Here is a 26,792-nt window from a genome sequence, read left to right as displayed (position 1 = left end):
CGGGGCAACGCTGTCGATGTAGGAGCGGGTTTACCCGCGAAAGGGCCGGTTCAGCAGAAGCACCACACTCAGGCAATCACCAGCCGATTACGCCCCGCCTGCTTGGCCCGGTAAAGCGCCCGGTCAGCCTCACTCAATATTTCCCCTGGCTCGCTACCTGCCTCGCCATCCCAGCGCGCCACCCCCAGTGAAACCGTCACCGCCCCAACAGGCTCCACCGGCGTATCCTGCACCGTCACCCGCAACCGTTCGGCCACCACTGCCGCCACCTCCAGGCTGGCCCCCGGCAGCAGCATCAGGAACTCCTCACCCCCGGTGCGGCATAGCAGGTCACCTTCGCGGCAACAACGGCGCATCAGCTCTGCCAGCCGGCGCAGCACCTGGTCGCCCACCTCATGCCCGTGGTTGTCATTGACCCGTTTGAAATGGTCGATATCCAGCACAATGGCCGAAAATGCCCGGCCTTCGGCTTCGAGTAGCGACAGGTTGAGTTCCAGGCTGCGGCGGTTGCCCAGGCCGGTCAACGGGTCGGTCTGGGCATCACGGTTGAGCCGGCCGATGCGCTCTTGCAGCAAATTCAGGCCAAACAACAAGGCGCGCTTGAGTTCTGCCGCCTCGAAGTACCAAGCCCGCACCCGATGCAGGCGCTCGGCGGTGCCAACCCGGTCCATCGAGCGGGCACCGGCAGCCAGTTGCCAGAGTGGCCGGGCGATGGTCATTGCCAGCCACCAGAGCAGCAGGCAGCCTACCAGTGCCAACGGGACAGAGGTGCCCACCACATTCTGGATCAGCGGGCTCAGCGGCATGATCGTTTGCGCCAACGGCTGCTGTGCCACGATGCCCCAGCCGGCACTGGGGACGGTGGCGTAACCGGCGAGCACTTCCACGCCCAGGCTGTTGCTCAGTTGCCGGGTGCCGCTGGTCAGTGTCGCCAGCTGGTCGATCAGCGCGTTGCCCTCTACCACCGTGCCCACCCGCTGGCTGTCGGGGTGGTACAGCAGACGGCGGTTGCGATCGACCACATACAGGTACGAGCCGTCCTGGTGGAAGTGTTCGCCCAACAGGCTGTTGAGGATGTTGCGTTCACGCAGGTACAGGCTACCGCCGACATACCCCAGGTAACGGCCGTTGCTGTCGAAAATGGGTTGTGACAGTGCCACTATCAGATTTTTGGCAGCCGACAGGTAGGGTGTGGAAACCAGCGGACGCTGTTCGCGCAGTGCCTCCTGAGCGCCTGGTGTTTGCACGAGGGTGCCGACCAAGTGGCGTAACGGGGCAGGGGATATCGCCAGCAACACGCCGTTGGCATCGACCACGAATGTGGAATTGAAGGCCATGCTCTGGCCCAGCACGCGGTCGGTCTCTACCTGCAGTGCAGCGGGGTCGCTCTGTTGCCGGCCCTGTACGCTGGCACTGTAAGTCAGTTGCTGCAAGGCATTGGCGATGAAGGTTTCGGTGATGCTGGCCAGCTTGGTCGCATACACCCGGTTGGCTTCCAGGGCATGGTCGATCAGCAATTGGCGCTGCACCCGGTAACTGGCGAAATAGCTGGCGCACAGCATGACCACGGCGGTAAGGGCGCAGAGCACCAGAATGAGTGTACGTAGATCCAGGCGCAATCCGTGCTTGGCGTGTGGCAATCCTGACCTCGGTTGTTTTAAAGAGGGCTACGAAATGGGGAAGACCTTGTCGGCCACGTTTCAAGAGCCTGCCATGTCCAGCGCGTTCAGCTCGTCTTCCACCTGCTGCATGCGCTGCTCGACCAGGGCTTGCACCTTCACATCGCGGGCAGTCTCGCGCATCAGCGCAGTGAGCTTTTCGCTCAGGCGCTTGCCGTCCTCGGTGTCTTCCAGGGCGCGGGCCTTGGCCGGGTCCTGGGTGGCAGCGACGATGCTGGCGAACTCGGCATCGCTGAAGTTCTTTTCGCTGTACAGGCGGAACAGGTCCTGGCGCTGGTCCTCGACCGTCAGGTGCTTGCGCAGCACCTCCTGGATAGTGGCTTGCGACAGCCGCGGGTGCGTGCGGCCGAGCAGCTCGGCCATGCGTTCGATGTTGTGGGTGTAGGCATCCTGCAGCGGCAGCTGGGCGAGGATCTGTTCTTCACGGGAGGGCTTCTGGTCGCAGGCGGCAAGGGCAACAGTCATCAACAGCGGCAACAGCAACTTCTGGAAGCGAGGCATGGCGTGGCCTGGTCGGGCAGTAAAGGCTGGCGATTATACCGATGTCTGCCAGGCTGCGACGAGCCCTGTGATTTGCCTTGAGCGGCCTGCTGCGGTAGAACCTTGGCCTCCCAACCCTTGCCAAGTGCCTGATGCCGAACTGGACCCTGCAACCTGTGCCGCGCGATGCCATTGCCGAAGTGCTGGCGTTTGTCGACAGCGCCCGTCGTGCGCTGTTCCCGATGCTCGCCAACGCGCCGTTGCCGCGTGACCTGGCGCAATTCGCCGAAACCTACCTGGAGGGTGAGGGCTGCTTCCTGGAGGCCCGCGATGACGGGCGACTGGTAGCGGTGATCGGTTACCTGCCCTATGACCACCGTTTTGCCCAACTTGATTATCGCGCAGAGCAGGTGGTCGAAGTGGTGCGCCTGTTCGTGCTGCCGGCCTACCGCAGGCATGGCCTGGCTGCCGCGTTATTCAGTGCATTGCGCGCGCGTGCGGTACAGGCGGGCATCGGCTGCCTGTACCTGCATACGCATCCGTTTCTGCCGGGCGCGATTGCGTTCTGGGAGCGGCAAGGGTTTGCTGTGGTGGATGTGGAGCAAGACCCGGTCTGGCAAACCACACACATGCAGCTGCGGCTGGGGTGAATTGTGGGAAAGCGCCTACAACGGTGCTTTACGCGTGATCTACACGTTCATTTCCATGGCACTACGCCTTGCTTAACTTCCCCTGTGCACGATTATTTCATGGCATCAGGGGGGAGTTTCACGATGGCATACATGGCCCTTTACAGGCTCAAACTGCTGGATGAGTTCGACGACCGCACAGACCTGTGGACCTATGAAGATTTCGAGCGCCGGTTGATGGCCTTGTGGCGTGGGGCAAAGCCGCACCACGCCAAGGGCCTCATCAAGGCGGCGCATAAGGAAAGGCTCTGGCCAAGGGCCGTGGAGCGCTACTTGCTGACGCATTACCGGGCTTTTGGCCATGTCAGTCCGGCGCTGGAGCGTGCGTTTGCCGAGGTGGTGGCAGCGATGAGTGAGCAGGAGCGTGTGGAGTGGGGGTTGCTACCTGCGGGAAGCTCGGTTGCCTGACAGACCAGGGGCCGCTGTGCGGCCTTTTCGCGACGCAAGGCCGCTCCTACAGGGGATCGCGTCAAACCGAACTGTGCGCGATCCCTGTAGGAGATCACCCAGTCCTTCCGGGCTGCGCTGTCTCGCAGAGAACAATGGCCATTGTGGGAGCGGGCTTGTCCCGCGAAGCAGGCAACGCGGTGTCTGGCACCGGCTTTGCCGGTGTTCGCGGGACAAGCCCGCTCCCACAAGTTTCACCAAATCAATAAGTTAGAGTTTGTTCTATGAGAGCGGCCTTGCATCGCGATGGGCTGCAAAGCAGCCCCATCTCAGGCAACGCGGTCTATCAGAACCCACCCGATATCGGCCATTCCACCGCCAGCCGGATCTGGTCCCCATCCAGCTCCGCCTGCGCCGTATTCCCCCGGTGCACGTTATGCCTCAGTGAAAACGTGGTGCCCTTGGCCTTGCCGCTCTGCACCACGTAACGTGCTTCCAGGTCGCGCTCCCAATGCTTGCCACCCTTGCCATAGCCCAGGTACGCATACCCGCCGTTGGGGTCGACATGGGTGCCATCGATGTCGAACCCGCGCACGTACAATGCCGTCAAGTTCAAGCCTGGCACGCCGTAGGCACCCATGTTCAGGTCATAACGCGCCTGCCACGACTTTTCGTTCGGCGCGTTGAAGTCCGACATCTGCACTGCGTTGGCAATGAAGATCGCGCCCCGCGTTACATAGTCGAATGGCGTGTTGCCGTCCACCTGCTGCCAGCCCAGGCTGAAGCCGTGTGGCCCCTGGTTATAGCGCGAGACCAGGCTCCAGGTGGTGTTGTCGATACGCCCGGACAGCGCCTTGCCGGTGTCGGTGGTGCGGTAAAGGTTGAGGTCCAGGCTGACGCTGCGGTGGTCATCCAGCGCATGGCTGAGGGTACTGCCCAGGTAATGCTGGTTCCAGCTGTCCTCATAGCGCGAGGTGTACAGGCTGGCGCTGAGCGCGGCGCTTGGGTTCCACACTGCGCCGGCCAGGTTGAAGCTGTTGCCCTGGCGACCGTTGGAGTAGTTCACCACAAAGCCCTGATCATGGCTTGAGGCGTTGCGGTCGGTGCTTTCGTTGAAATGCCCGGCCACCAGCTTGAGCGTGTCGAATTCGTTGCTGGTGAGGAAGAAACCGGTGGCGGTCTCGGGCAACAGGCGGCTGTCGGAGGAACTGAACACTGGGGTCTTGACCCGTTGCTCGCCGTAGGACAGCACGGTATTGGAAAGGCGCAGCTTCACCGCCGCGCCGCCACGGCTGTATACGTTCTTCGGGTGCCCGTCGTGATCGACGCCCAGCAAGCGTGCCTTGCCCGCGCGCCCACCGCCGCTGTCGAGTTGTACACCCAGGTAGGCGTGGGCATCGACGCCGACCCCTATCAACCCTTGGGTGAAGCCGGACTGGAAGCTGCCCATCAAGCCATAGGCCCATTCCTCGGCCTTGCCATTACGGTCGTTGCGCGGCTTGTAGGCGTTGCGCGCAGCGCTGTTGCGCCCGCCGTGCTTGTAGTCGCGTTGGTCGAACACGCTGCGGTTGAGGATGCTCCAGCTGCCGTCCTCGACAAAACCGTTGCTTTGCGACTGGGCCGGGTCGGCCAGGGCGAAAGGTGCCAGCCCCAGCAGGGGCAGCGTCAACCAGAGGCGGCTCACTGGCCTGCCTCAAGTTTCTGCAGTTGCGCTGCGAACCGGGCTTTTGCCCGGGCCGGCAAGCTGGCGGGCAGTTCGGCAGCCGTTGCGTCACCCACCTGGACCACCATCACCATGCCCATCGCCAGGTGCGGAATGCACTGGATGCCATACAAGCCGGGTACCGTGAAGATTTGCTCGAACGGTTGGTTCAGCTTGCTCTTGAACGGTTCGGCCCCGGCGGGCAGCAGGCCCGCCACGCTGGCGGCGTTGTGCCCGCTCTGGGTCGGCAGGAAGCGTACGCTGTCGCCGGGGGCGATGTGCAGGTGGTCCGGTTCGTAGACCATGGCACCGTCGCTGCCGCGATTGAGCATTTTTACTTCATGCACTTCAGCCAGCGCGGCAGGGGCAAGCAAGGTGCTGGCAAGCAGCAGGGCGAAGGGGCGTAACAGCATGGGTTGAACTTCCTGGTTCAGGGGGCGCGAAAGCGCAGGATGCGCGCGCCGTCGAAAGGGTCGATGAGGTAGTGGGCGTGAACGCCAAAGGTACTCAGCAGGCGTTCGGGGGTAAGCACCTCGAACGGTGTGCCAAGGGCGACCAGGCGGCCTTTGTCGAGCACCGCGACACGGTCGCAAGTCAGCGCCTGGTTGAGGTCATGCAGGGCCACCAGGGTGGTTACCGGCAGGGCCTGTACCTGTTGCAGCAGGCTCAGCTGGTGCTGGATGTCCAGGTGGTTGGTCGGCTCATCCAGCAGCAGCACTTGTGGCCGCTGGGCCAGGGCGCGGGCGATGTGCACGCGCTGGCGCTCACCACCGGACAGCGACCCCCACAGGCGTGTGCGCAGGTGCAAGGCATCAAGGTCGGCCAGCGCCTGCTCGACGATGGCACGGTCTTCGCGGGAGAACGGTGCCAGCGCCGACAGCCACGGCGTACGCCCCAAGGCAACCGCGTCGAACACGCTGATGGCATCGAGGGTGTCGGCCTGTTGCTCGACCAGCGCCAGGGTCTGGGCAACACGACGGCGGGGCATCTGGGCCAGTGGCTCGCCCATCAACTGCACACGGCCGCTGGCCGGCTTGCGCAGGCCAGCCAGCAATTTCAACAGCGACGATTTGCCAGAGCCGTTGGGGCCGACGATGCCCAGGGTTTCGCCGGCGACCACGTTGAGGTCGATACCGTTGAGTACTGGGTTGCCGGCCAGTTGCAGGCCCAGGCCCTGGCAGCTGAGTGGCGCAATGGCGACAGTGGTCATGACCGTCATGGGCGCCCCCGGCGGCTGACCAGGATCAGCGCGAACACCGGTGCACCGATCAGGGCAGTGACCACACCCACCGGGATCACCTGGCCGCTGATCAGTGTGCGCGAAAGGATATCGGCGGCAATCAGGAACAACGCCCCGCCCAGCGCACTGGCGGGCAGCAGGCGGCTGTGCCCGGGCCCAAGCAGCAGGCGCAGGGCATGAGGGATGACCAGCCCGACAAAACCGATGGCGCCAACGATGGACACCATCACTGCCGTCACCAGTGCCGCACAGCTGATCAGCAGCAATTGGGTACGCCGCACCGCAATACCCAGCGAGGCTGCCGAATCGGTGCCGAAGGTAAACGCATCCAGCGCACGACGATGCCACAGGCACACCAGCAAACCGAACAGCGCCACCGGCACCGCCAGCCACACCGAAGGCCAGCGCACGCCGCTGAGGTTGCCCAGCAGCCAGAACAGGATGCCGCGTGCCTGCTCGGCGGTGGCCGACTTGGTGATAAGGAACGCCGTCAGGGCGTTGAACAGTTGTGAGCCGGCGATCCCGGCGAGGATCACCTGGGCGTTGTTGCTGCTGGGGCCAGCGGCGCGGGCCAGCACCAGCACCAGGGCGAAGGCGGCCAGGGCGCCGATGAAGGCCCCGGCAGACATGCTCAAGGCCAGGCTGCCAAGCCCCAGCAGGCCGACCAGTACGGCCCCGGTCGAGGCACCGGCAGACAGCCCCAGCAGGTAGGGTTCGGCCAAGGGGTTGCGCAACAGCGCCTGCAGGATCACCCCGCACGTGGCCAGGCCAGCACCGCAAGCCGCCGCGACCAGGCTACGGGTAAGACGGTAGTTCCAGACGATGCCGGCGTCGATCGGGTCGACCGGGTAGCCGGCCTGCCACAAGTGGTTGGCCAGTACCTGGCCGACCACGCTGGGCGGCAGGTTGGTTTCGCCGATGGCAGTACCGGCCAGCAGGGCGACCAGCAAGGCTGCCAGGGCAACTGCGATGCAGGGTAACAGGCGCGCCATCACTGGGTTGCTTTACCGCTGACGAAGGCTGTGGACAAGGTCTGCAGCCCGGTGAACAGGCGGATGCCAGCCTGCATGGCGTCGGCATCGAGGATGATGATGCGGTCGTGTTTTACCGCGTCCATGTTGCGCGTGACCGGGTCGCTGCGCAGGAATGCCAGTTTCTTCTGGTAGTCGTCGGCGGGGAAGCGGCGGCGGTCCATGCGGGCGATGATCAGCCAGGTCGGGTTGGCCTTGGCCAGGGTTTCCCAGCCTACGGTTGGCCATTCCTCGCTGGATTCGACCACGTTGCGCACGCCGAGGGTGCGCAGCATGAAGTCGGCGACACCCTGGCGGCCCGCCACATACGGGTCGATATCCAGATCGGCGCTGGAGAACCAGAACAGTGCCGACGTGCCCGACAGGTCCTTGCCGGCCAGTTGCGCCTTGGCGCCATCCAGTCGGCCTTTCAGCTCGGCGTTCAGTGCCGCCCCACGCGCCTGCACGTCGAAGATTTCCGCCAGCTGGCTGACGCTCTTGTAGATGCTGTCTACCTGGAACGCCTGCAAGCGGGTGCCGTCGGCACCGACCAGGTTGTCCTTGCCTTCGCAGTCCGAAGGCAGGAGGTAGGTGGGGATCTTCAGCTCATCGAACTGCTCACGGGTGCCGACCACGCCTTGGGCGCCGACCATCCATTCGAACTGCACCGCCACCAGCTGCGGGCGTTTGCCGACCACCGCCTCGAAGCTGGGGTCGTTGTCGGCCAGGCGCGGCACCTTGGCGTTCACCGCCTGGTACTCGGGCAACACGTTGTTGAACCACAGCGAGGTACCCGCCAGCTTGTCGCCCAGGCCCAGTGCGTAAAGCATCTCGGTACCGGCCTGGCCGATGGTGACCGCGCGCTGCGGCGCCTGGGCGAAGGTCTGCGGTTTGCCGCAGTTGTCGACCGTCAGCGGGTAGTGGGTGGCGGCAGCCTGGGCCAGGCCGGTGAGGCCGAGGCCGGCGAGCAGGGTGGCGAAACGGGGCAGCATGCTGGGCGATCTCCTATCGGACAGTTCACGGAATGAACGCACGGACAGGCATCGCCGCGCCCCCGCTGGCGGCAGGGGCAACACTGATAGCCAATCCCGGACACCCCGCCGGTTGGTGAATGTAGGCCGGCAGGTCTCCTGACTGGTGCGTCACGGCCCGGCTCCGGCCTTCCCGGGCAGTTACACCCAGTGGCATCGATGGAGCAGGCTCGGCACCTACAGTTGCGGGGGCAGTTCCGATTGGCCCGAAAGGACGGGCCCGGGATTCCCTATTAATTCCGTGGTGGAAACCGGCGGCCCGCATGGTAGACCATCGCGCCGCCGGGTGAAAACGCTTTTCAGAAGTACTTCAGCCAGCGCATGTCGCGACGGCGCTGTTTCAGCTGGGCAAACCAGCGCACCGGCAGGTACAGCGAAACTGCCAGCAGCACGGCGCCCAGCCACACCCCGGCGATGCCGTCGAAGCCGAAGTAGTCGCCGTGGTTGAGGCCGAACAGAGCCACGCTGGCCAGGTACAGCAGCTTCAGCACATACAGGTGCAGCAGGTAGAAGAACATCGGTGCCGCACCGAACACCGCCAGGGCACTGATCCAGCGTGCCTGGCCGGCGCGTTCGAAGGCGCGCAGCAACAGCAGGCCGCAGCCCAGAGTCAGCGCCAGGAACAGCAGCGACGGTGGGTATTTGGTGATGTTGAAGAAGCTCATCAGGGTTTGCATGAAGGTGGGGTAGCCGCTCCACGGTGCTTCGCCATAACTGTTGAGCATACGCAGTACGACAAAGCCCAGCAGCGCGAGCAACCCGGCCAGCAGCAGGCGGTGCTGACGCTGCCCGGCCTCGCTGCCACGGGCGAACCAGGGGCCCAGGCCATAGCCCAGGGCGATGACACCGATCCACGGCAGCACCGGGTACGAGGTGCGCAGGCGCAGGCTGTCGGAGCATTCCAGCCAGCCGCGGTCATGCAGGATCGCCCATGGCACATGCAGGGCCGATTCCACGCCAAAGTGCAGGCTGTCGAGCAGGTTGTGGCCAGCGATGATCACCGCCCCCAGCGCCAGCAACGCGGCGCGTGGCAACCATACCAGCAGCGACAGGGCAATCATGCTGATACCAATGGCCCAGATGACCTGCAGGTAGATCACGCTGGGCGGCAACTGGAAGGTCCAGGCAAAGTTGACCAGGGTGAACTCCAGCACCACCAGGAACAGCCCGCGCTTGAACAGAAACGCCGAGACATCGCCACGGCCCTGGTATTTCTCGCCGTACAGCCAGGCGGAAAGACCGGTCAGCAGGACGAACACCGGCGCGCACAAGTGGGCCAGGGTGCGGCTGATGAACAGCGACGGCTCGGTGGTGTCGATGGCCATTGGGTCGCTGACCTGGCGGTGCAGGAAGAAGGTCTCGCGGACGTGGTCCAGGAGTATGAACAGGATCACCAGGCCGCGCAGGGCATCGATGCTCTGCAGGCGCTGGGTAAGCAGGGTAGGGGTGGCGCTGGCGCTTGTCATGGAGGGTCGCTGATGGGAATTGATGTCAAGTGAAACGTTATCTTATAACTAATTGATTAGGGGTTGGTAGTGGTTTTTGTGTTGGCAGTGCGGGCCTCTTCGCGGGTAAACCCGCTCCTACACAGGCACAGCACACCCTCCAGATTGACGCTGTCCGTTGTAGGAGCGGGTTTACCCGCGAAGAGGCCAGCTCAGATCAGAAGCTGTAATCCACCGTCGCAAAATACGACCGCGGCATCCCCATCAGCCACTGCTGCCCGCTGAACGCCGACTGCACATACTCGCGGTCGAACAGGTTGTTCAACTGCAAGCCCAGCTTCACATCCGGTAGCACCTGCCAGGCGATATTGGCATCGACCACGGTGTAGCCGGGTGCGCTCTGGGTGTTGGCGGTGTCGGCATAGCGCTCACCCACATAGCGCGCTCCAATGCCAGCCTCCACCTGCTGGCCGAAGCCTTTGCTCAGCCACAGGTTGGCCGTACGCCGTGGCACGTTGGTTGGCCGGTTGCCGGCGCGGTTCTGCGCCACGCCACCGACCACCTCGTCAAAGTCGTCATACCTGGCGCGCACCAGCGAGGCGTTGGCCGACACCTGCCACTGGTGCGCCAGCGCCAGCTCCAGGGTCGCTTCCAGGCCATCGGATGTCTGCTGGCCGGCTTGTTGTTGCTCGTGGGTGATCGGGTCGTCCACCAGCAGCTTTTTCTTGACGATGTGGTAGGCCGCCAGGGTCCATTCGCCACGGCCGTCCCAGAAGCGTTGTTTCAGGCCCACTTCGGTCTGCTTCGCTTCGGTCAGGTCATAGTGCATCTGGCTCGGGCTAAGGCTGATCAGGTTGTTCACCCCGTCCTCGCTGGTGGAGTACTGGCCATACAGCGACAGCTCGTCACTGAGCGCGTACACCAGCCCGACGCGCCAGTTGCCACCATGCAGGCTGCGGTCGCTGCGGCTGTTGTTGGTCAGGTTGTCGCGGTCGATGTGGTTCTGATCGCGGCGCACGCCGGTCACCAGCGACAGGCGATCACTCAGCAGCAGGCGGTTTTCGGCGAACAGGGCAAATGTGTGGGTAGTGGACAGGGTTTGCGGGCGCAGTGGCGAGGCGCTGTGGAACCAGCCTGGCCGGGGTTGCCACGGGTCGATGTAATCCCCGCCGACATCGTTGTAAGGGGCGTTGCTGTCGACGTTGAAACGCACCTTGTTGTACTCGGCGCCGAGTACGGTCTTGCTGGCCAGGCCGAACAGCGAGTGATCGAAGGTGAACGTCTGACGGTCGCCGAACTGCTCCTGGTTGTGCTTGATTTCCAGGTAGCTGCCGCGCTGCAACTGCTGGCGCTCGGCATCCCAGTCGTAGTTCTCGGCATTGCGCCAGTGGCGGCGGCTCTTGATGTAGTACAGCTGGTTGCTGGCGCTGACGTGGTCGTTCAACGTCCAGTCGGTGGTCAGCCGGGTCCACTCATCGTCGTAGCGCTGCACGTCGTTCTGCACGTTGTAGTTTTTCTTGTGCAGGCTGCTGCGGTAGTGGCTGTCGATCAGCGGGGTGCCGTAGTAGTTGGCAGGTTGTGCCTCACCGCGGTCATGGGCAAGGGTGAAACTGAGGTCTTCACTGGCGTCGAAGCGCAGTGCCGCGCTCAGGGCCAGGCTGCGCGAAGTGGTACGGTCGACCCAGCCATTGCCGGCCTGCTGGTTCAGGGTTAGGCGATAGCTCAGGCGCTCGCTGAGGCTGCCGCCGCTATCGAGGCCTAATTGCTGGCGGTCCCACGAGCCGTAGCCCAGGCGCAGGTGGTTGCGCACCTCGCCGGCAAACGGCTTCTTCGGGATCACGTTGACCACCGCGCCCGTGGCGCCTTCGCCGAACAGCACAGAGGCGGGGCCACGGATCACGTCGATGCGCTCGACCATCCACGGGTCGACCGGGAAGGTCTGGGTGCCGGCACCCGTGAACAGGCGCGCGCTGTCGAACAAGGTCATGACTGAGCTGTGTCCGGCAAAACCACGGGCGGACAGGCCGGTGCCGCCATCGCCCGGGGAGCCGACGAAGGTGATGCCTGGCGAGCGGGTAACGGCATCCTGCACAGTGAGGTTGTTGCGCTGCTGGATTTGCTCGGCACTGATGCTGCTGGTGCTGGCGGGTGTTTCCAGGGCACTGAGGCCAAGGCGCGAGCCGGCCTGGGTGGGTGTGGCCAAGTCGACAGTGCGGCTGTCGAGGCTGCCGGTAATGGCCGTTGAAGGCAAGGCCAGGGGTTGCGGCTCACAGTCATCGGCCAGGGCCGGCAGGGCGACGGCCAGGCAGGCCGCCAGGGGGTGAAGCTTGAACATACGGGACATGTCGTTCCACTGCTGCAGGAATGAATGGATCCCGGTGGAAAACACGCAAAGGAGGCGTTCCGTGCAGGCAGGCGCGCGCACGGATACCGGCCTGCGCCCGCCCACCGCGGGTTGCCAAGTGATGCTTCAGGCCGGTCTCCGGGCTTGCGAGGGGCATGAAACCTTCACCTTCCCATGCGTGTGCACAGTGGTATGTCGAAGGGTTCGCTCGCTTACCGTTGCGGGGGCAGCGCCGGACTTGTCGTGGGCAATACGACGCACCGGCTTCCCGTTTCACCCTGCGCGCGGCGGCGCAGGACACCTGAAACTGGCGTGCATCTGAGCATCGAAACGTTGGGGCGTCAAATACTGGCGCGCGGTGAATGATCTGTGTGAACGCGAGGTTGCACTTTTCAGCTCACTTTTTTTCGAACTTTCTCAGTGCCGCTGTTCTCGAACCGGTCGTTCGTCATTGGTTATCAAGTCATGGAGACTTCACGCATGCCTGCTCGTCAACTGTTGCGCCACACCTGCCTGTTCGCCCTGATCGCCGCGCCGCTGGCGGCCATCGCCGCACCTAGCACCGACCCGCTGTTCACCCTTGGCCTGTCGGGTGCCTACGACACATTCAAGTTCGAAGGCGGTAGCGAAAGCGACAAGGAACATATGGGCCAGGGCGGGGTATTCGCAACCTTCGGCAACAAGATGACCGCTGAGTCCGGCTTCATCTACCAGCTCGGCGCAGAAGCCAAGTATGGTAAGAAGAACGACAACAAACTCAAGGAAGCCCAAGCCGACCTTGACCTCGGCTGGCGCGCGGCGCTGGACGCCCGCAACTTTGTCGACGTGACTGTGGGGGGCGGCTACAGCTGGTCGCGTTTCGAGCCGGAGATCAACGACCTTGATACCAAGCTCACTGTGAAGTCGCCGTTTGCCAAGGCCGCGCTGGGCTACAATCACCAGTTCGATGCCTCGACCTTGCGCGTGGAAGTAGGCGCGCGCCATACTCTCGACGGCCGCGCCCGGCTGAAGGTTGACGACTTTGGCAGCGATACGGTCGACCTGAAGGACCGCACCAACCCCTATGCCGAGGTCACGTTGCTGATGAACCAGCAGGGTGGCTTGCCGGTGCAGGCCGGGGTTTATTACACCCGTACCGAGTACAAGCTGGACGAGGACACCCCGGTGGCGGACAACACCAAGCTCAAGCGTGACGAGTTCGGCGTGAAGGTGGGCCTGGCGTTCTGAGCCAGAGCGGTTAGCAATACCCTGCGGGGGCTTTAGCCGCGAAGAATCCAACGCGGTGCATGGCACCGGCTTTGCCGGTGTTCGCGGCTAAAGCCGCTCCCTCAGTGTCCTCGCTAATTCAATGACTTATGTGCAGTGCTGTGGGAGCGGGCAAGCCCGCGAAGAGGCCGAACCTGCGAGTGAAGATCAGCGCCCGCGTCGCCGCGACACCCGCGCCTCGATATTCTTGCGCCCGATCAGCAGCGGCGGCTTCTCCACTACTGGCTCATCGGCCAGCCACTTGTACATCACCAGGCAGTCCACCAGCCCCAGGCGGGCATGGCGATAGGCCTTGGGCAAGCGGCCAACGGTCTCGAAGCCCAGCTTGTGCCACAGCGCCACGGCCACCTCATTGCTGGCGACCACCGAGTTGAACTGCAGGGCCAGAAAACCTTCCTGGCGGGCCAGCTTCTGCGAGTGTTCGCACAGCAACCGGGCCACGCCGCGCCCCCGCGCCTGTTCGCAGACCATGTAGCCGCAATTGCCCACATGCGCGCCAGGCCCGGCCGCATTGGCCTTGAGGTAGTACGAGCCGAGCAGTGCGCCGTCCTCTTCGGCCAGCAGCGTGTGCAAGGGCAGCTCCAGCCACAGTTGGCGGGCCTGTTCGATGTTCAGGGCGGGGTCGAAAGCGTAGGTTTCACGGGCCTGGACAATGGCCCGGAAGGTGGGCCAGAAGCGCTCGAAGTCTTCGGCGGTCATGGGGCGGATGTGGATCATGCGGGTTCCTGCGCGGGCTAAGGGGCCCAGTCTGGAGGGCACGGCACCGTCGTGCAAGGGCGGCGGTGCCGTTCGGGCTCAGTTGCTGGCGTTGCCCACGGCATCCATGGCCCGCGCCGAGTAGACCAGCGCGGCACCGGCGTTCATTGCCACGGCCACGCCGAGTGCCTCGGCAATTTCCTCGCGGCTGGCGCCATGCTTGACCGCCTGCTGCGAGTGCACGGCGATGCAGCCGTCGCAGCGGGTGGTCACGGCCACGGCCAACGAGATCAGCTCGCGGGTCTTGGCGTCCAGGTGGTTGGTCTTGGCCCCGGCACCGCTGGCGGTCATGTAGCCGGCCACGGTGTCGGGGGACAGTTGCTTGAGGTCGCCGATGCCGGCCATCAACTGCTTACGGTAGGCGTCCCAGTCCATCATGCTCATCGTCGTCACCTTGGGGTGGTTGCGAGTGGAGCTTTCAGGCTAGCCGAAGAGTGGCAGGTGTGAGGCTTGTACTTTGGTGGGTGTGCACAGGGTACTGCGTGAACTCGAAGCCAGCGCAGTACTTGTGGGAGCGGGTTTACCCGCGAAGCAGGCGATGCGGTGGATGGCACCGGCTGTGCCGGTGTTCGCGGCTAAAGCCGCTCCTACAGCCGCTCCTACAAGGGATTGCGTACAGCCTTCAGATGTAGATGAACACCAGCACCAATGCAGCAACGACGGCCCACTTCTCCAGGTAGTAGCGCATGCGATTACGTTTCTTCAGCGCCTTGCCGCGCTCACGGATCTTGTAGATGCGGGTGAACAGGCGGTTGATGCCGCCGGTCTTGTCGCCGGCAGTGTTCGGCGCGGCGGCAGCGGCCATGACGTTGCGGCTGAACCAGCGGTTGAACGCGGTTGCCCAGCGGTACTTGAGCGGGCGCTCGACATCGCAGAAAAGGATGATGCGGTTGTGTTCGGTGTTGTTGGCCGCGTAGTGAATGTAGGTTTCGTCGAAGACCACCCCCTCGCCATCGCGCCACGAATACTTCTCGCCGTCCACGTCGATGTAGCAACCGTCATCGTTCGGCGTGTCCAGGCCCAGGTGGTAGCGGTACGAACCGGCATACGGGTCACGGTGACGCACCAGCTTGGCGCCCGGTGGCAGGGTGGCGAACATGGCCGCCTTGACCGTGCCGATGCCTTGCAGCAGCTCGGTGGTACGGGGGCACAGGGCCATCGCCGATGGGTGGCTCTCGCCGTACCACTTCAGGTAAAAACGCTTCCAGCCGGTCTTGAAGAATGAATTGAAACCGACGTCATCGTAATTCTCGGACTTCTTGATTTCGCCCACTTGCAGCAACTGGCGGCCCTCCTCGCGGATTTCCTGCCAGTGGTCCTGCAACGGTTTCAACTCGGGGAACGCCTCGACCGGCAGATAGGGCTTGGCCGGATGTTTGGAAAACAGGTACAGGAAGCTGTTGACCGGGGCCAGGAAACTGGAGTGGTCGCCCAGCTGACGGGTCAGCTTGTGGCGCACCCGACCGCGCAGGTGAACATAGGCGATCGAGAGGACGAAGATAAGTACGAGTGCAATTTTCATGGACGTTTACTTGTCGAAAAATGGCCATGCTTGATGGCATTAGCCCGCCAGCATAAACAATCATGAGGGTTATTTGCACTTATTGTTGCGAAACTGCAGGGCGACATTGGTGTAATACCCTACAGTCTTGCGCAAACGTTTCAGGTTCAGGAGTTCGTATGGTTCAGGATCTACGCCCCAGCGGCAGCCCGTTCAAGCGGCTGTTCTTCGCCTTGCCGGTCAGCGATGCCCAGCGCCGGGCGTTGGCCCAGTGGCGGCGCAACCTGAACCTGCGCAGTGGCAAGCCGGTGCCGGCTGCCAACTTCCATGTGACGTTGCTGTTCCTGGGTGACGTCGATGCCGCTCAGGTGCCTGCAATCTGTGCGGCGGTCGACCAGTTGACGCTACCAGGCTCGGCGCCACGCTTGCTGCTCGACCGCCTGCAGGTGTGGCCGCGGGTCGGCGCCCTGGTGCTGGAGGCGCAGCAGGTACCGCCGGCACTGCTGCAACTGGTGTACGGCCTGCAGCAGGCGCTGCTGCCGTTGGGGGTGGAAGCGGCCAGCCGCGATTATCGCCCGCACCTGACCCTGTCCAGGGATTACCGCGGCCAGCCGCCGGAGGCTGCCAGTGCGCCGGAATTTTTCCTCGGCGCCCGTCACTTCGGCCTGTACGAGTCACGCAAGGGCGCCTACTGGCCCCTGGCACAGTGGCCGCTGGCGCAATGACCGTGGCTTACAACTCGGGGGTGTATTTGACCGTCAACAGGAAGTTGCGCGGCTCGCCGTAGTTGTTGCTGCCATTGAGCTGGTTGAAGCCTGCGACCCAATACTTCTTGTCGAACAGGTTGTTAGCGTTGACGGCAACGTTCACTTCAGGCGTCAGCTGGTAGGCCAGGCGTGCACTCCACACCGTGTAGCCGGGCACGGTGTAGGTACGCTCGTAGCCCAAGGTGTGGCTCTGGGTGGTGAAACCCAGGCCGGTGCTCCAGCGTTGGCTGTCCAGCGGCAAGGTGTAGTCGGCCCATGCACGCAGCATGTGCTTTGGGGTCCACTGGCTGAAGGTGCGGCCTTTTTCGTCTGGGTCGTCCAGGAACTTGGTGGTGTTGTAGGTGTAGCCGGCAAACAGTTGCAGGCCGCTCAGCACTTCGCCGCTGATCTCTGCCTCAACACCCTGGCTGCGCACCTTGCCGGCAGCGGTAGAGCAGTACCAGTCGTCGCAGGCGAAGCCCGAGGCCACGTCGGTGACTGCGCGGTTTTCCTGGTCATAGCGGAACAGGGCAAGCGAGGCGTTGACCCGGCCGTCGAGCAACTCACCCTTCAGGCCCGTTTCGTAGTTGCTGCCGATGATCGGTTTGAGTGGCGTATTGCCCACCGCGCGTTCGGTTTGCGGGACAAACACATCGGTGTAGCTGGCGTACCAGGCCCATTCGCGGGTCAGGTCGTAGATGAAGCCGGCATAGGGGGTGACTTGCCCCGATTCGGTCATGCGGCTGGTCGGGTAGCGGGTACCCGGGTCGGTCAGGCTGTTGAAGTCGATCGAGTCCCAGCTGTAGTCGAACCAGCTGACACGCGAGCCGAGAATCAGCGTAAGGTCCTGGGTCGGTTTGACGCGCCAGGCACCATACAGGCCCTTCTGGCGGATGTCATAGCTGGCCCGGTTGGAGCGTGCCAGGTCGCCGTCGAAGACGCTGTCACGGCTGGGCTCCGGGCGATCATGGTCGATGTCGAAGATGTTGCCGCCAGCATCAAAGTTGCGCCAGTAGGCGTCGTCCGAGGTCAGCTTGGAGTAGTTGCCGCCCAAGGTGATTTCGTGGGCCAAGGGGCCAGTGTCGAAGTGGCCGACCACGTTCATGTCCAGGCCGAGTTTGGTCGAGTGAAAATCAGTGAGCCAGTCGGCGTAAGTGATGCCGCTACCGTCGGGTTCAACGCCTACGCCGGTGCTCTGCACGCGCTGGTGAGTGGACGTGTTCACTTCGTCCATACGCACGGCCGCGGCCTTGAACGCCCAGTCATCGTTGAGGCGGTGTTCCAGGTCCAGGTAGTAGGTGGTGACGTCGTTCTCTGCGCGGCTCCAGCGCGCGCCGGTGTAGGTTGAGCGCGGCAAGTCGATGGCCTGGCCGGTGGCGTAACGCGGCAGGCCACGCAGCATCGGCCTGGACTGCTGTCGGCTGTAGCTGATACCGCCGCCTACGGTGGTTGCATCGCTGAGGTCAATGTCCAGCGCACCGTACAGCGAGTGGTTCTTGGTCCACACATAATCGATGAAGCTGTCGCTCTGGTCTTCGTCGGCGACAATCCGCCCGCGCACCCGGCCGTCGCTGGTCAGCGGGCCGCCGGCATCCAGTTGCAGGCCGTAATGGTCCCAGGAACCGGCCTTGCCGGTGAGGGTGACGGTCGGTGCTGCCTGGCCGCGCTTGCGCACCAGGTTGATCGCGCCACCTGGGCTGCCGGTGCCTTGCAGCAGGCCCGAAGCCCCGCGCAGCACTTCGACGCGGTCGAAGAACACCAGGTCCTGGGTCGCCCAGTTGCCCAGCGAGTAGTTGTTGCGCGGAATCGGCACGCCATCGTACTGCCAGTCGTCGATCTGGAAGCCGCGCGAAGTCACCACCACGCCTGGGCCAATGCCCTGTGCGCCGACAATGCCAGTGGTGTGGTTGAGCGCGTCCTGTAAGTCAGTGATGCCTTGGTCATCCAGTCGCTTGCGGGTGATGACGGTGACTGACTGGGGGATTTCCTTGAGCGTGTGGCTGCCCTTGCCCAAGGTCACTGCACGCGCGGCATACGAGCCGCTGCCTTCGCTGGTGGCGCCCAGGTAGTTGTCGTTGATGCTGGTTGTGCCCAGCTCCATTACGTCATCCCCCAGGCTGGCAGGGGCCACGCTGAAGTGGCCCTCGGCGGACACTCGCAACTGCAGGCCACTGCCGGCAAGCGCGGCCTGCATCGCCTGTTCGGCGCTCATCTGGCCAACCACGGCAGGCGCCTGCTTGTCGCGCACCAGCCCAGGTTCCAGGGCGATGATGTGCCCGCTCTGGCTGGCAATACGGTTGAGCGTATGGGCAAGGCTGGCGGGCGGCAGGTCGAATGCAAGGGTTTGCGCCTGGGCTAGCACATTGAAGCTGGCAAAGGCGGCGACAAGAGGCAGGGCGCGGGGCCAGGGGTTGTACACGGATTACTCCCGAATGAAGTGGCTTTCAGGAGGTATGTGGGACGAGCACCGAAAACTTGCCAGCTTTGCGAATGATTTTCAGAAATATTTTCATTGGCTGGTTTTTCGATCAATCAAGGTCAGCCATGGGCCGTAGCGTTCTACGGTGATCGGCAACGCTTCAGCCAATGCCGAGAGGGCCTGTTGCGGTTGGTCCAGCGGGAACACACCTTGCACACGCAGGTCACGTGCGGCGGGGGCAAGCCGGATGTAGCCACGCTGATAGGGACGCAGCGCTTCGACCACGGCACGCAGTGGCTGGTCGAGCACCTCCAGGCGGCCGTCCAGCCAAGCGGCCCGTTGCAGTTGCTCGCCGCTCAGGCGCTCGATGCCGTGGTTGTGCAGCAAGGCTGCCTGACCTTGTTGCAGCTCTGCCCACTGGCCATCGACCAGGCTGACGCGGACACTGTGTTGCAGCACCACCACGCGGGTGGCATTGGCTTCCTGGCTGACCAGAAAACGCGTGCCCAGCGCCTGCACGTACCCCTGTGCCGTGCGCACCCGCAGTGGCCGCTGTGGGTCGCGCGCCACCTGGATCAACAACTCACCGTGGCGCAGCAGCAACAGCCGTTGTCCGCCATCGAACTGCACATCCACGGCGCTGGCGCTGTTCAGGCTCAGGCGGCTGCCGTCGGCCAGTGTAAAGCTGCGCCGCTCGCCGCGGCCGGTGTGCAGGTCGGCCAGCCAGCCTTGGGCCGTGTCGCTGCGCCATCCGCCCCACAGGGCCGAGCCGAACAGGCCGAGGCTGGCCATGGCGCCCAGCATTTCACGGCGTGAGCGGGTCGGTTGCAGCAGCAAGCGGCGTGCTTCTGCGGCTTGGCCAGGGGCGCGTTGCTCCAGGCGGTGCAAGGTGGCGAACGAATAGCCGAGGCGTTGCTCCAGGCGCTGCCAGGCTTGCTGGTGGGCAGGGTGTTGCTGCAGCCACATTTGCAGACGTTGCAGCAATGCCTGGTTTGGTGTGGCGGCGCGCAGCGCGACCATCCAGTCGATGGCCTGCTCGCTGACGCGGTCCAGGTCGGGCCTGCTCATACCTCAAGCTCGCACAGGTAGCATTGGCGCAACGCCTGCTTCATGTAGCGGCTGACGGAGCGCTCGCTGATCTGCAGTCTTACGGCGATGTCGGCGTAAGTCATACCGTCCAGCTGGCTGTACAGGAAAGTGGCTTTAACCGCCGTTGGCAAGCCATCCAGCACTTGGTCGATGGTTACCAAGGCCTCGATCAGCAGCAACTGCTCCTCGGCGGAGGGGGCGACAGCCTCGGGCAGCCGGGCCAGATGTTCCAGGTAGGCCTGTTCGAGTTGGCGGCGGCGATGGCGGTCGAAGATCAGCCGGCGGGCGATGACTGTCAGGTAGGCGCGCGGCTGCTGGAGGCTGTCCGGGTCGACCCGTGCGCCAAGCATCTGGCAGAACGTTTCGGCCGCGGTGTCTTCGGCATCGGCGTGGTTGCGCAGGCGTTTGTGGATGTGCTGGAGCAACCAGCGATGATGGTCGCTGAAGAAGAAGCCCAGTTTTCGGGTTGATGTGCTGTCCAACGCCTGGCATCCGTCGTGAGTGAAAATCGTTCTCAATAGTAGCCGGGTCGTTTGATGTCCTGCAATGGGGCGTCAGTTAAGCAGTGAGGGCTGACAGGTGCTTGCCTTGAAATGTTGGGTGCCTGTGAGATCGAGCGCCGCCCGCGCGGCGCTTCGCGGCGCAAGGCCGCTCCCACATCTGTTTCGGGCCAGTTACTCCTGTGCGTTTGGCGCGTGCACCCTGGGTGCATGGCTGGAGAATGCTGAAGAGCAGTGGCGCCGCCGGTATCGAATGGAACAAACAAGGCGGCCAGCGGTGAACCCACAGGAGTGATTGGCCCGAAACAGATGTGGGAGCGGCCTTGCGCCGCGAAGCGCCGCGCGGGCGGCGCTCGATCGCATAGGCGATGCCAAAGGCACGGCGAACACATATGCTTTGCAAATTGGCTTCGTTACACCGGCAAACTCTGATACGGCAGCTCATCCCCCGGGCTGCGCTCGAACTGGCGCTTGTACTCGCGGCTGAACTGCGACGTGCTCTGGTAGCCCACCCGGTGCGCCGCCTGCGCCACGCCCAGGCCTTCGCCAATCAGCATCTGCTGCGCCTTGAGTAGCCGCAGGCGCTTGAGGTACTGCATCGGCGCCATGTCGGTGCAGCGCTTGAAGTGCTCGTGAAAGGTCGAAACGCTCATGTTGGCGCGCGCGGCCAGGGCTTCCACGCTCAATGGCTCGCTGTAGTGCTCACGCAAGTGGGCGAGGGCTGCGCCAATGCGGGCGAAGTGCCCTTGCTGTTCCACCAGCGCCCGCAACACGCCAGCCTGCGGGCCGCGCAGGGCGGTGTACAACACCTCGCGCACGCGCGCCGGGCCCAGTACTTTGGCATCCAGCGGGTCCTGCAGGCAATGCAGCAGCCGCTCCACGCTTTCGCGCATCGGCGCATCCAGCGCTGCCGAGGTCATCGATTGCGGGGTTTGCGCCTGCACCGCAGCGTCTGGCGCCAGGTCCATGCTCTGCACCAACTCACCCAGCACGCCACGGTCAATGTCCACCGCCACGCCCAGCAGGGGCGCTTCGCGGGTGGCGAAGGTTTCGCACATGAACGGTACCGACAGCGCCTGCACCAGGTAATGCCCGGCACCGTATTCCAGGGTGCGCGGCCCCAAACGCGCCAGCTTGCTGCCCTGGGCCAGGATCATCAGGCTGGGTTCGTAGATCTGCGGGCTGCTGGCCACGTAGTGGTCCCAGCTCAGTACCTGTACCTGGGGCAGGTGGGTGGGTACGAAGCCTGGCCGTACGGCGAGGCAGCGGATCAGTGCGCAAAGCGGCGCGTTGGCGTCGACGTGGCGGGTCAGTTGCATGGTCAACCAGAGGGCAGAGAATCAGACAGCCTAATCATCGCAGATTGACTGCATAGCGCCAGATGGCGCTTGGCATGTTCGGAGAATCAGGCATGCATGCCGGAGAATCAGCCGTGGGCGAAGCAACAAACGGCGCGCAGAATGCGCCGCCTGAATCGTTTCACTTTCTTGCGAGGCCCTGCATGTACACCGCCATCGGTTACGCCGCCCAAACCCCCACCAGCCCACTGGCCCCCATGACGTTCGAGCGCCGTAGCCCGCGGCCGGACGATGTCGCCATCGAGATCCTGTACTGCGGCGTGTGCCACTCCGACATCCACCAGGCGCGCAATGAATGGGGCATTGCCGTGTACCCGCTGATGCCAGGCCACGAGATCATCGGCCGGGTCACGGCGGTGGGCGATCAGGTCACCACGCACAAAGTCGGTGACCTGGTCGGCGTTGGCTGCATGGTCGACTCCTGCCGTCACTGCGAGGCCTGCGCCAAGGACCTGGAGCAATACTGCCTGGAAGGTCCGACCATGACCTACGCCACCCCGGACCGGGTCGACGGCAGCAACACCATGGGCGGTTACTCCAGCAGCATCGTGGTCAGCGAGCACTTCGTGGTACGCATCCCGGCCGGCATGGGCCTGCCGAGCGCCGCGCCCATCCTGTGCGCCGGCATCACCACCTATTCGCCGCTGAAGCACCACGGCGTCGGCCCGGGCCACAAGGTCGGCATCCTCGGCATGGGCGGCCTGGGCCACATGGGCATCAAACTGGCCAAGGCCCTGGGCGCGGAAGTGACCCTGTTCACCCGCTCCCAGGCCAAAGCCGAGGAAGCCCGGCGCCAGGGGGCCGACCATGTGATCGTGTCCACCGATGCCGAGCAGATGCGCGCTGCAGCCGACCGTTTCGATTTCCTGCTCGACACCATTCCGGTGCAGCACGACCTGAACCCGTACCTGGAAACCCTGAAGTTCGACGGTGTGCACATTCTGGTCGGCCTGATCGAGCCGATCGACCCGGCGGTGCACGCGGCCAACCTGGTACTCAAGCGCCGGGTGCTGGCGGGGTCGTTGATTGGCGGCATTGCGGAAACTCAGGAAGTGCTGGATTTCTGCGCCAAGCACGATATCCGTTGCGATATCGAGATGCTGGATATTCGCAATATCAACCAGGCGTATGAGCGCATGATCGCGGGGGATGTGAAGTACCGGTTTGTGATCGATATGGCCACTTTGCAGGGTTGATTGATCGGTTGCCAGGGCCGGCCTCTTCGCGGGTAAACCCGCTCCTACAAGGACCGCACAGAGTCCGAAATTTGTTGCGTCCCCTGTAGGAGCGGGTTCACCCGCGAAGAGGCCGGCACAGGTACCAAAGGTGCTGGATCGGCTACCAGACCATCGCCCTGTCCCAGCCTTTCCAGAACAACCACCGCCGCACTTCGCCATGCGCCCCGGTCCCGATCTGCCATGCTGGCCGCCCAATGTCGAGTGCAATCACCGACACTATCCCCGCATGGCTCGCCGCCACCAGTGTGCGCCCGTCGACACTGATATCCATGGCACTGATGGTCGACCCCAGGTAGTGCTCCCAATGCTCCCTACCGTCTTCGCCAAACGCCCGCAGGTAGCCATAGGCATCCCCTACGATGTACTCGCCAGTGCGCGCTACCCCGGCATACACCCGCGCGCCGTCCTGCACCAGCGGGGTACGCGGGTCCTGGCTGTAGTAGTCGGTTTGCAGCCCTGGCAGATCAGCCACCCGGGCTGCCAGCGTGGCACCGCTGTAGAAGTGGCAGGCGTTCAGGATCAATTGGTCACCGGCCCGGTTGAACAGCGCAAAGTGCGGGTATTCGCTGCCGGGGCCGATCTCGGCCACAAGCCTGAGCTGGTCGTCCAGCACCCGATGCCGGCTGCCTTGCTCACCCACCACGATCCAGTGGCCATCCGCCGACACTGCACCATGCTCCATGCTCAGCCCAAGGTTGATGTCTTCCGGCTCGGTACCTTCAGCCAACTCATCGAAAATCCGCGTCTGGTTTGGCAGCAGGCGAGTCGCGCCCTCGGTGGCCAATACAAAGGTGCCTTCGGCACTTACCAGCAGCACGCGCTGGCCATCGGGGAAGGGCGTCAGCGTGGTCGGCGTGGGCGGCAAGTCGAATGGTTCGAACGGGTAACCCGCTGGCAACCCCTCCAACCCGGTCGGCCAGGCCAGGCGCTGCACCTGCGGGCCGCCCCAGCCATCGGTCACGCGCACACCTTCGGCATTGGCCAGGGCGAAGTAGCGCCGCTTCGGGCAGCGACCGAAGTGCTCGATGCCGATCACCGGGGTCACCCCATGGTGGTCGATACGCACCACCTGGCCCTTGTCGTAGGGCATGCCGATGCGTGCCAGCAGGCTGTTGTCATCCAGCAGCAGGACGTTGCTGATACCTTGGCCGTGGTCATCGAGCAACGGCAGCAGGGGTTGATGCGCAGGGGGCCAGGCGGCGCGGAAGGCCTGGCGTTGCTGCTCGTCGGCACCCGGGCGGTTGGCCACCTGCAGGGCCGCCAGCCAAGCGTCGAGCAGGTGCCCGGTGGCTGGCACCGGTGGCTCTTCAAGGTTGTCCCAGCCTTGCGCACGGCCCTGCGCGATGTAGTCGTTGACGGCCTGGGCATAGGCGGTAACCGCCTGTTGCCATTGCTGCTGGGGGTGCTGCTTGTCCATGAGCGGATCGGGCTCCTTGTTACACATGCGTTTCATACAAAGCGCGCATGGTACTCCTTCTGCCTGACTTGCGGTTGTGAGGCCCCGGCTTGACGCGTACCATGCCGGGCATTCCTATTCATAACAAAGCGTACGTCGGCAGCCTTGCAAGCGGGTGGCTGGCGTGCGACCTGTTGCCTTGTCTGCGGAGAAGCATTTTTCACCCATGAACGGACCCACTCCCACCCACATGCCGCCCACGACGGGCGGCGGCAGCTGGCTGAGCGTCATTGCCCTGGCCTTGGCGGCCTTCATTTTCAACACCACCGAATTCGTCCCGGTGGCGTTGCTCAGCGACATTGGCCGCAGCTTCGACATGAGCACCGCCCAGGTCGGCCTGATGCTGACCATCTACGCCTGGGTGGTGGCGTTGGCCTCGTTGCCGATGATGTTGCTGACCCGCAATATCGAACGGCGGCGCCTGCTGCTGTTCGTGTTCCTGGTATTCATCGTCAGCCACTTGCTGTCGTGGCTGTCGCAAAGCTTTGTTATGTTGCTGGTCAGCCGTATCGGCATTGCCCTGGCGCATGCGGTGTTCTGGGCCATCACCGCCTCGCTGGCCGTGCGCGTGGCGCCGCCAGGCCAGCAGGCCAAGGCGCTGGGCCTGCTGGCCACCGGCACCACCCTGGCCATGGTTCTGGGTATCCCATTGGGCCGCGTGGTGGGCGAGGCGCTGGGCTGGCGCATCACCTTCCTGAGCATTGCCGGGGTGGCGCTGGCCACCATGCTGTGCCTGATGAAATCGCTGCCGCTGCTGCCCAGCCAGAACTCCGGCTCGCTGCGCAGCTTGCCGATCCTGTTCAAGCGCCCGGCGTTGGTCATTACCTACCTGCTGGTGACGCTGGTGATCACGGCGCAGTTCACCGCGTACAGCTACATCGAGCCGTTCGCCCTGCACGTGGCACAGATCGGCGGCGAGCGCACCACGCTGTTGTTGCTGCTGTTCGGCGGCGCCGGGGTGTTTGGCTCGTTGCTGTTCAGCCGCTACAGCGAACGCTTTCCGCATGGCTTCCTGGTGGGCTCGATCGGCGTGCTGGCGGCATGCCTGCTGCTGCTGTTGCCGCTGTCGGGCAACTTCTACCTCTTCGCGGTGTTGAGCATGTTCTGGGGTGTGGCGATTCTCAGCTTCAGCCTGTCGCTGCAGTCCAAGACGCTGAAACTGGCGTCTGACGCTACCGACGTGGCCATGGCGCTGTTCTCGGGCATCTACAACATTGGCATTGGTGGTGGTGCGTTGCTGGGCAGTATCGTCAGCAGCCAGATGGATGTGGCGGATATCGGGCTGGTGGGCGGTAGCGTGGCGGTGGTCGGATTGCTGCTGGCAATGGCCAGCACCCGACGCTTCCGCGAGGCGCTGACACACTGACTGGGCAGCCTTGATTGGCGTACCGGCCTCCTTTGCGGGTGAACCCGCTCGCGCAATGGGCCGCGCAAGCTTTCAGGGCTTGAGCAAGGCTCAGCTATTCCAGTCCGGCGCAAACGCCGGGCTGACCACGCGTTGGTCCTTCGGCAGCGCGGCTATCGCTGCGCGGTCTTCGTCATCCAGGTGCACGGTCAATGCTGCCAGGTTGGCCAGCTGGTTTTCACGGCTGCTGGCCTTGGGTATCGCTGCCACACCGTCCTGGTCCAGCAGCCACTTCAGCGCCACCTGGCTAGGCAGTACGCCGTGCTTGCGGGCGATGTCCTGGATCACCGGCTGCGCCGCCGCCTGGCGCCGGGCCAGCGGGGTGTAGGCGGTGAGCAGCAGGTCACGGCTGCGGGCGTAGTCGAGCAGCGGTTGCTGGCTGAGCAGTACGTGGTATTCCACCTGGATAGCCGACAGCGGCGCGCCCAGGGTTTCCACCACCTGGCGCAGCAGCCCCAGCGGGAAGTTGGCCACGCCGATGTGGCGCGCCTTGCCCTCGTCACGCAGGGCCACCAGGGTGTCGATGCTGCGGGCCAGGTCCCAGTCCTGGCCAGGCCAGTGGATATGGAACAGGTCGACCTGCTCGGTACCCAGGGCGCGCAGGCTGTCTTCCAGCGACTGGCGCATGGCCTTGGGCTCCAGGCGATCCCACCACACCTTGGTGGTCAGGTGGATCTGTTCGCGCGGAACGTCGCTGTCGCGCAGGGCCTGGCCGACGGCCGCTTCGTTGTCGTAGGCGGTGGCGGTGTCGATGTGCCGGTAACCCACGTCCAGGGCCTGGTGTACCGCCGCGGTGCACTCGCTGCCGGTCATTGGCCAGGTGCCGAGGCCGATTGCAGGCAGGTCCAGGCCGTTACGGGTGGTAAGCCTTTGCATGTAAATTCCTTGTACGGTGGGCAGGGTTGGCGGTCGATGGTCGATCATCAGCACGGCACGGGCCATGCGTGCGAGGCACAAAGTGGTCGATCAGCGAACACAAATTGCGTTCGACCTGGACAAGCGGCAAATGAACTTCCTTATCCTGCGGCATCTCTTCTAGAATCCGAGCTGT

The 26,792-nt window shown here is 63.9% G+C and carries 24 protein-coding genes and 2 riboswitches; of the genes, 6 read left to right on the top strand and 18 right to left on the bottom strand.

Features of this window, described 5'->3' with window-relative positions:
- Window positions 1-68: 68 nt before the first annotated feature.
- The gene (locus tag ACIP02_RS23810; protein ID WP_400621452.1) at window positions 69-1,640 is read right to left on the bottom strand and encodes a diguanylate cyclase; all 1,572 of its coding nucleotides are present in this window, start codon (window positions 1,638-1,640) and stop codon (window positions 69-71) included.
- A gap of 60 nt (window positions 1,641-1,700) precedes the next feature.
- A complete protein-coding gene (locus tag ACIP02_RS23805; RefSeq protein ID WP_400621449.1) occupies window positions 1,701-2,180 on the bottom strand; it encodes a hypothetical protein in 480 nt (159 codons plus the stop codon).
- 131 nt (window positions 2,181-2,311) lie between these two features.
- Between ACIP02_RS23805 and ACIP02_RS23800 the strand changes: the two genes are divergently transcribed.
- Window positions 2,312-2,809, top strand: coding sequence for a GNAT family N-acetyltransferase (locus tag ACIP02_RS23800; RefSeq protein ID WP_400621446.1), 498 nt, complete (start codon window positions 2,312-2,314; stop codon window positions 2,807-2,809).
- Between the two features lie 132 nt (window positions 2,810-2,941).
- Window positions 2,942-3,256 (top strand): hypothetical protein, encoded by a 315-nt coding sequence (locus ACIP02_RS23795; RefSeq protein ID WP_400621443.1) that lies wholly within the window; start codon window positions 2,942-2,944, stop codon window positions 3,254-3,256.
- A gap of 325 nt (window positions 3,257-3,581) precedes the next feature.
- Here ACIP02_RS23795 and ACIP02_RS23790 read toward each other — a convergent pair whose 3' ends face one another.
- The 7 genes from ACIP02_RS23790 to ACIP02_RS23760 all read right to left on the bottom strand — a co-directional run bounded on the left by ACIP02_RS23790 (window position 3,582) and on the right by ACIP02_RS23760 (window position 12,007).
- A complete protein-coding gene (locus tag ACIP02_RS23790) occupies window positions 3,582-4,919 on the bottom strand; it encodes an OprD family porin (protein WP_400621440.1) in 1,338 nt (445 codons plus the stop codon).
- Complete coding sequence (locus ACIP02_RS23785; RefSeq protein WP_400621437.1) at window positions 4,916-5,350, bottom strand: pseudoazurin; 435 nt, start codon at window positions 5,348-5,350, stop codon at window positions 4,916-4,918. Before ACIP02_RS23785 ends, ACIP02_RS23790 begins: the two co-directional genes overlap by 4 nt.
- A gap of 17 nt (window positions 5,351-5,367) precedes the next feature.
- Window positions 5,368-6,156 (bottom strand): ABC transporter ATP-binding protein, encoded by a 789-nt coding sequence (locus ACIP02_RS23780; protein WP_400621434.1) that lies wholly within the window; start codon window positions 6,154-6,156, stop codon window positions 5,368-5,370.
- Complete coding sequence (locus ACIP02_RS23775; RefSeq protein WP_400621431.1) at window positions 6,153-7,169, bottom strand: FecCD family ABC transporter permease; 1,017 nt, start codon at window positions 7,167-7,169, stop codon at window positions 6,153-6,155. The genes ACIP02_RS23780 and ACIP02_RS23775 overlap by 4 nt, the downstream gene beginning before the upstream one ends.
- Entirely contained in the window at window positions 7,169-8,179 is a 1,011-nt protein-coding gene (locus ACIP02_RS23770) for an ABC transporter substrate-binding protein (RefSeq protein ID WP_400621428.1), read from the bottom strand. Before ACIP02_RS23770 ends, ACIP02_RS23775 begins: the two co-directional genes overlap by 1 nt.
- A gap of 110 nt (window positions 8,180-8,289) precedes the next feature.
- A riboswitch (cobalamin riboswitch) is annotated at window positions 8,290-8,489 on the bottom strand.
- Between the two features lie 28 nt (window positions 8,490-8,517).
- Window positions 8,518-9,684, bottom strand: coding sequence for a DUF1624 domain-containing protein (locus ACIP02_RS23765; RefSeq protein WP_400621425.1), 1,167 nt, complete (start codon window positions 9,682-9,684; stop codon window positions 8,518-8,520).
- A 196-nt stretch (window positions 9,685-9,880) separates the two neighbouring features.
- Window positions 9,881-12,007 (bottom strand): TonB-dependent receptor, encoded by a 2,127-nt coding sequence (locus tag ACIP02_RS23760; RefSeq protein ID WP_400621422.1) that lies wholly within the window; start codon window positions 12,005-12,007, stop codon window positions 9,881-9,883.
- Between the two features lie 111 nt (window positions 12,008-12,118).
- Window positions 12,119-12,327: riboswitch (cobalamin riboswitch) on the bottom strand.
- Between the two features lie 160 nt (window positions 12,328-12,487).
- Between ACIP02_RS23760 and ACIP02_RS23755 the strand changes: the two genes are divergently transcribed.
- Window positions 12,488-13,234 (top strand): outer membrane beta-barrel protein, encoded by a 747-nt coding sequence (locus tag ACIP02_RS23755; RefSeq protein ID WP_400621419.1) that lies wholly within the window; start codon window positions 12,488-12,490, stop codon window positions 13,232-13,234.
- A gap of 186 nt (window positions 13,235-13,420) precedes the next feature.
- Here ACIP02_RS23755 and ACIP02_RS23750 read toward each other — a convergent pair whose 3' ends face one another.
- The 3 genes from ACIP02_RS23750 to lpxO form a co-directional block, all read right to left on the bottom strand.
- Entirely contained in the window at window positions 13,421-13,990 is a 570-nt protein-coding gene (locus ACIP02_RS23750; protein ID WP_400621416.1) for a GNAT family N-acetyltransferase, read from the bottom strand.
- A gap of 78 nt (window positions 13,991-14,068) precedes the next feature.
- Window positions 14,069-14,413, bottom strand: a complete 345-nt coding sequence (locus tag ACIP02_RS23745; RefSeq protein WP_400621413.1) for a carboxymuconolactone decarboxylase family protein — start codon at window positions 14,411-14,413, stop codon at window positions 14,069-14,071.
- Between the two features lie 238 nt (window positions 14,414-14,651).
- Window positions 14,652-15,551: a lipid A hydroxylase LpxO gene (lpxO, locus tag ACIP02_RS23740; protein WP_400621411.1), complete on the bottom strand. Its 900-nt coding sequence runs from the start codon at window positions 15,549-15,551 to the stop codon at window positions 14,652-14,654.
- A gap of 158 nt (window positions 15,552-15,709) precedes the next feature.
- On the opposite strand from lpxO, the gene thpR reads away from it, so the two are divergent.
- Window positions 15,710-16,255 (top strand): RNA 2',3'-cyclic phosphodiesterase, encoded by a 546-nt coding sequence (gene thpR / locus ACIP02_RS23735; RefSeq protein WP_400621408.1) that lies wholly within the window; start codon window positions 15,710-15,712, stop codon window positions 16,253-16,255.
- Window positions 16,256-16,262: 7 nt separating this feature from the next.
- On the opposite strand, the gene ACIP02_RS23730 is transcribed toward thpR, so the two are convergent.
- From ACIP02_RS23730 to ACIP02_RS23715, 4 genes are all read right to left on the bottom strand, one after another.
- Window positions 16,263-18,695: a TonB-dependent siderophore receptor gene (locus ACIP02_RS23730; RefSeq protein WP_400621405.1), complete on the bottom strand. Its 2,433-nt coding sequence runs from the start codon at window positions 18,693-18,695 to the stop codon at window positions 16,263-16,265.
- Window positions 18,696-18,785: 90 nt separating this feature from the next.
- Window positions 18,786-19,763: a FecR domain-containing protein gene (locus ACIP02_RS23725; RefSeq protein WP_400621402.1), complete on the bottom strand. Its 978-nt coding sequence runs from the start codon at window positions 19,761-19,763 to the stop codon at window positions 18,786-18,788.
- Window positions 19,760-20,266: a sigma-70 family RNA polymerase sigma factor gene (locus ACIP02_RS23720; RefSeq protein WP_400621399.1), complete on the bottom strand. Its 507-nt coding sequence runs from the start codon at window positions 20,264-20,266 to the stop codon at window positions 19,760-19,762. The genes ACIP02_RS23725 and ACIP02_RS23720 overlap by 4 nt, the downstream gene beginning before the upstream one ends.
- A 431-nt stretch (window positions 20,267-20,697) precedes the next feature.
- Window positions 20,698-21,603 (bottom strand): AraC family transcriptional regulator N-terminal domain-containing protein, encoded by a 906-nt coding sequence (locus ACIP02_RS23715; RefSeq protein WP_400621396.1) that lies wholly within the window; start codon window positions 21,601-21,603, stop codon window positions 20,698-20,700.
- A gap of 182 nt (window positions 21,604-21,785) precedes the next feature.
- On the opposite strand from ACIP02_RS23715, the gene calA reads away from it, so the two are divergent.
- A complete protein-coding gene (calA, locus tag ACIP02_RS23710) occupies window positions 21,786-22,838 on the top strand; it encodes a vanillin reductase (RefSeq protein ID WP_400621393.1) in 1,053 nt (350 codons plus the stop codon).
- A gap of 142 nt (window positions 22,839-22,980) precedes the next feature.
- Here the strand turns inward: calA and ACIP02_RS23705 are convergent, their stop codons facing one another.
- Entirely contained in the window at window positions 22,981-24,297 is a 1,317-nt protein-coding gene (locus tag ACIP02_RS23705) for a hypothetical protein (protein WP_400621390.1), read from the bottom strand.
- 205 nt (window positions 24,298-24,502) lie between these two features.
- Between ACIP02_RS23705 and ACIP02_RS23700 the strand changes: the two genes are divergently transcribed.
- Window positions 24,503-25,702, top strand: coding sequence for a sugar transporter (locus ACIP02_RS23700; RefSeq protein ID WP_400621387.1), 1,200 nt, complete (start codon window positions 24,503-24,505; stop codon window positions 25,700-25,702).
- 90 nt (window positions 25,703-25,792) lie between these two features.
- Here the strand turns inward: ACIP02_RS23700 and ACIP02_RS23695 are convergent, their stop codons facing one another.
- Window positions 25,793-26,617 (bottom strand): aldo/keto reductase, encoded by an 825-nt coding sequence (locus ACIP02_RS23695; RefSeq protein WP_400621385.1) that lies wholly within the window; start codon window positions 26,615-26,617, stop codon window positions 25,793-25,795.
- Window positions 26,618-26,792 lie beyond the last annotated feature (175 nt).

Source organism: Pseudomonas sp. NPDC089408 (assembly GCF_044749445.1).
In the GTDB taxonomy this organism is placed as follows: Bacteria; Pseudomonadota; Gammaproteobacteria; order Pseudomonadales; family Pseudomonadaceae; genus Aquipseudomonas.
The sequence above is the reverse complement of the archived record's forward strand: the minus strand, read 5'-3'. Positions and strand labels throughout refer to the sequence as shown.